This window comes from Campylobacter sp. W0066.1 (assembly GCF_024723635.1).
Taxonomy (GTDB): domain Bacteria; phylum Campylobacterota; class Campylobacteria; order Campylobacterales; family Campylobacteraceae; genus Campylobacter_D; species Campylobacter_D lari_C.
The window spans coordinates 1-1,763 of record NZ_JANQCW010000035.1 but is presented as its reverse complement, the minus strand read 5'-3'; the positions used below and the strand labels follow the sequence as shown (position 1 = coordinate 1,763).

General features: G+C 26.7%; 2 protein-coding genes. Both read left to right on the top strand.

The features are described from left to right. On the top strand, positions 1 to 825 hold an 825-nt coding region (locus CAMP18497_RS08130; RefSeq protein ID WP_308400646.1), incomplete at its 5' end, for a bacteriophage T4 gp5 trimerisation domain-containing protein. Between the two features lie 147 nt (positions 826 to 972). Continuing rightward, positions 973 to 1,763, top strand: a 791-nt coding sequence (locus CAMP18497_RS08125) for a hypothetical protein (protein ID WP_337213725.1), incomplete at its 3' end; no start/stop codon positions are given.

The window sequence follows — 1,763 nt, the reverse complement described above, 5'->3', positions numbered from 1 at the left end:
GATCCTCTTGTATCGTTGCCACACCATGATCACAAAACTTCCATTAGCTCTAAAACTATAGGAGTATACGAACAAGGATACAATGAACTAACTTTATCCAACTTAAAAGATAAAGAACAAATCTATCTAAAAGCAGAAAGAGACTATGATGAATTGGTTCAGCACAACTTTACTCAAAGAATTTTAAATGATAAAGATTCTATGGTGGATGGGATTTATAATGAAAGAATTAAAAAAGTTCATACGCAAACTATAGATTTAGCTAAAAATGTCAATGTTGGTGCTGAGTATCTAATAAATGTAGGTTTATCTAAAGACACCATAGTTGGATTATCTAACACTTTAAATGTAGGAGTAGACAACAAGTTAAGAGTAGCTAAAAATTCAAGTGAATATATAGGAGAAAATAAAGACACTGAAATATGTGCAAACAAAAATACCATTATACATAAAGATGAAACTAGAAATGTTAAAGGAAACAAAAAAGAAATTATAGAAGGTTATTACAATATAAATACAAGCAATAAAATACAAGTCTTGAGCGAAAAAGAGATAGATTGTAAAAGTAAAGACAATATTCTTTTTACAAGCAATGAATCCATGGGGTTTGAAAGCGATAAAAATACAAGTATGGTGGCTAATAATATCACTACCTATGCAAAAACAACTCATTATCTAAAGGCTGATAGTGAGGCAACTATACAAGTAGGAGAAACATTGATTAATGCTAAACCAGATTGTGTTATCATTAAAGCAGGTGGAGTAGAAGTAGTGATAGATTCTAAGGGTCTTGTTGTTAAAGGTGGAGAAATTAAAGCAGAGTAAATATATAGTATTTATTTGAAAATAAATACTATATATTAAAAATTTGAGAATGCCAAATATTAGTAATACAATAAATAGTATAAAAAATATCATTATGATTTTTATAGAAAATTTTATAAACTATTTTTAAAACATCAAGGAATATAAATGAAAAAACCTTTTTATAAACTTAAAAGATTTTATATACCCTATATTATATTAATCATAATACTCGCCGTGCTTGCAAAATTACTTTATTCTCCTTTATATACGATTTATTGGGGAATGTATCATTTTCCTAAAAAAGAACAAGAATTTAGAATTTTTGAAAAAATGACTTTAAATCCAAGTCCTAAAGATATGATTAAAATTGTAGATGATTATCAGCCTAAACTAGAAGACTTTAAAGATTTAAATACAAAAATGCAAAAGGCTATTTTTGATTTTAAGGTGGCTAAATTCTTTGGATTTGAGGATAGGTACTTTGAAGTTTCTCTTAAAAGCTACATTAGTCTTTTCATTTTTCTACATGGCAAAGAACATACTTATTTTAATTATCTTAATTTCATAAGCGATTTAAATTCAAATGAGAAACAAAAATACCTAAACTTAAGAGCCTCTACTAAAGATTTAGAAAAACAAATTTTTGAAGAAAAACTTAAATTTATAAAGCACTATGAAGAATTTTATGATTATTTAGATAGCATAGGCTATTTGGATAAGGGTTCTTGGTATAAAACTATGGCAATCTATCCAAAAATAACAATTCGAGGTCTTCTTTTATTTCATAACAATCAATTGTGTTCTTCTAAGGATACAAATTTCATATTTCAAAACATGAAAGAAAACTATAATATATTTAATAATTTAGATCCAAATAGCTCAAAACTTCTCGATAAGACACTCGGAAAAGAATGGAAAGATTACCGCAAAAATGTATCAATCTTTATAGAAGATAC